Origin of the sequence: Companilactobacillus halodurans (genome assembly GCF_009600985.1) — a bacterium.
Classification (GTDB): Bacteria; Bacillota; Bacilli; order Lactobacillales; family Lactobacillaceae; genus Companilactobacillus; species Companilactobacillus halodurans.
Map to the genome: position 1 here is coordinate 1 of NZ_VDFP01000058.1, position 2,958 is coordinate 2,958.

The 2,958-nt window shown below is 36.2% G+C and carries 2 protein-coding genes; both read right to left on the reverse strand.

Going from position 1 to position 2,958, the window contains the following annotated elements; genetic code table 11:
- Nucleotides 1–132: 132 nt before the first annotated feature.
- Complete coding sequence (locus FHL06_RS12270; RefSeq protein ID WP_153386852.1) at nt 133–996, reverse strand: GRP family sugar transporter; 864 nt, start codon at nt 994–996, stop codon at nt 133–135.
- A 54-nt stretch (nt 997–1,050) separates the two neighbouring features.
- Nucleotides 1,051–2,802 (reverse strand): glycosyl hydrolase family 95 catalytic domain-containing protein, encoded by a 1,752-nt coding sequence (locus FHL06_RS12275; protein WP_153386854.1) that lies wholly within the window; start codon nt 2,800–2,802, stop codon nt 1,051–1,053.
- Between the last annotated feature and the right edge of the window lie 156 nt (nt 2,803–2,958).

Genomic DNA, 2,958 nt, shown 5'->3' on the forward strand with positions numbered 1-2,958 from the left:
TCGAACATCTAAAGGGCATGAATGGTGTCCTTTTTTGGTGTTCTTAAATGGTTATTACTAATAAATGGTATACAAAAATAAAGTTGATGGCAAAATACCTATCAACTTTATTTATCGTACAGCCAATTTTTTTTAGTTTTTAGTAATACCAATCATAACGGCACCAATGATAATCAAACTTAAGCCGATAACTATCTTTATTTTCTCAGAATGAGTTTTCTTTTCGTGCAAGAAAATCATGCCACCTAAAGTAGAAACGACCACATTCAACTGCGACATCGTAAAACCGACTGCGACACCATTGATTTCATTACTCAATAATAAAGCTAAATTAGCAACCGCAAAGCATAATCCAGTTGGAATATTTTCAAATGTTTTCTTTGAAAAGGCCTGATTATCCTTTTGAGTGATTACCAGAATAAACATCGTCACGACCATTGAAACAGCCTGTGGGAATAACATATCCCAGCCGTTCAAGTTGAATAAACGAGGAATGATGGCATATCCCATCATCCCAATTGTTGAGAAAAACAACAGGATAAAACTTTTTTTCACATTGGCCTTATCGTAGTTGCTATTTTTCTTCATGGAAATTACAATAACTCCCAAAATAATTACTAAGATAGCACTAATGCCTAAGATAAATTGCCAATTAGTCGTCCATTCTTTGAAATATATGGCACTCACTAAAGTGGTTCCTAACAACTGTTCACCAGTGCTGACTGGCATCGTAATCGTAACTCCGACCAAATCAAAAGATTTCACTTGCAGCATCTGTCCAAAACACCAAAAGATCCCGCAAAGCAATGATCCAATGATTAAATTTTTTGAAATATTATTCGGTCGGCGAAATATCAAGACTAACAAAGAAAAGATAATAGTTCCTAAAACCATTCCCATAACTTTATTAGTAAATTTTCCGCCAACTTTTTGCATAACTAACGCTTGTGCACCCCAACCTATAGCTGGAACTAGTGATAATAAGATTGCTCCCATTTTCCCTCCAAAAAGAAAAGAGCACTCTTTTAAAAGTACCCTCTTCATTCAAGACTAATTAAACTTGATTGCTTGATAGCCTGATTTATCCAATAAAATATTTTGTTTGAATTCTTGATTATCAATCATATGTTCTTTAGCAATGACTAAATTCAAATTAGAATCAGGTTCTCCATGTACTTCTACACTTTCAATTTTAGTGTTCTTCCATGTGACGTCAAATTTGATATTGTCACGTGCTCTCAATCCACTAAATTTCCCGGTATTCCAAGCACTAGGCAAAGCTGGCAATAATTCAATATAATCATTTTGACTCTGAAGCAACATTTCACAAATACCATTTGTTGCTCCAAAATTACCATCAATTTGAAATGGTGGGTGATCGTCGAACAAATTATTCAAAGTTGAATTCTTTAACATACCAGTCAGTTCTTCATATGCCTTATCGCCATCATGCAATCTAGCAAAGAAATTAACTAACCAAGCAGAACTCCAACCAGTTCTCTTACCACCGACAAAACCAGTTTTAGTCCAACTGTTGATGGCATCGTTTCTCGATTCATGACTTAAATATGAGCCATTTTCGAGTCTCCTCTTAATCGTTACCTTCGCGGCATTGATTAATTCAGGTGTTTTGTCTTGGTTGATTTCATTGCCAGGAAAAAGTCCAAACAGTGGTGAAATATGTCTGTGTCCTGGTTCCACTTCATCATAATCTTCAAGCCATTCTTGAACTTGACCGTGCTTGCCAATTTTTGTTTCTGGCAACTTCGATTTCATTTCTTGAACTTTTTGTGAAAAGTCACTGGAATCATTAACGATTTTGGCACTCTTAATACAACAACTGAAGAAGTACCGAAGGATTTGATTATCGATTGTAGGTGAAAGGCAAACATTACCTTGTGTGCCATCTGCTAAACGGTACCGGTTTTCGGGGGAAACGGATGGGCCAGTTACCAGATGACCATTATATTCAAATAAGTAATCCTCATAAAAAAGAGCCGCTTCTTTCATAATCGGATAATTTTTAATCAAGAAATCCTTATCGTTACTGAACAAGTAGTGTTCAAAAATATGCGTACATAACCAAGGAACTGTCATTGGCCAAATCGCTGCACCGATAGTATGAGATTGTGGGGCTGTATCAAAGAATCCATCAGTATTATGATGTGCTGTAAAACCTCTGGCTCCATACATTTTTTTAGCAGTGATACGGCCGTTTGGTCTCATATTGTCCAACAAATCAAACAATGGTTCTTCCATTTCGGACAAATCACAAGGTCCACTCATCCAGTAATTCATTTGCATGTTGATATTGATGGTAAATTTAGAACCCCAAATCGGATTAGTATTTTCTGACCAAATACCTTGAAGATTAGCTGGCAAACCACCTGGCTGACTAGAGGAAATCAAGAGGTATCTGCCATAATCGAAGTATAACTGCAATAAATGAAGGTCAGTCTGACCATTCTTTACTTGTTCCAATCTTTTATCAGTTGGTATCTCGTCAATTTTTGACTCATCGATTTGTAACGCTACCCTGTTGAATAGCTTTTGATAAGTAGCAATATGGTTCTTCGTTTCAAATTCCCAATCGACTGCTGACAACTTATTAAGATTTTTTTGGCAATCCAAATCACCATCTTTTTGAGAATAGTTAGTGTCAGAAGTTAATAGAATCGTTGCGGAAGACAAATTTCTTCCAACAATAGTTTCACCAATGGTTTCGACTGTTCCTGCATCAGCTATCAAACTGCATCCAACTTTGAAGTGAGTACCGTTTCTGCCGCCGGCACTAGCACTCATGATGATGCTGTTGTCTGAAATTTTATTTACTTCGAAAATTACAAGAACAAGTTAGCCACTTGTCCAAAAATAAATACGAAATATATCAGTACCAGAAAAGTACATTTCTAAACTCCACAGAAACTAGTGAATAGTTCCCGTGGAGTTTTGTAGTTT

Excerpts from the sequence above, each read along its gene's own strand:
- FHL06_RS12270 (WP_153386852.1), bottom strand. The coding sequence starts at position 996 with ATGGGAGCAATCTTATTATCACTAGTTCCAGCTATAGGTTGGGGTGCA.
- FHL06_RS12275 (WP_153386854.1), bottom strand. The coding sequence starts at position 2,802 with ATGAGTGCTAGTGCCGGCGGCAGAAACGGTACTCACTTCAAAGTTGGA.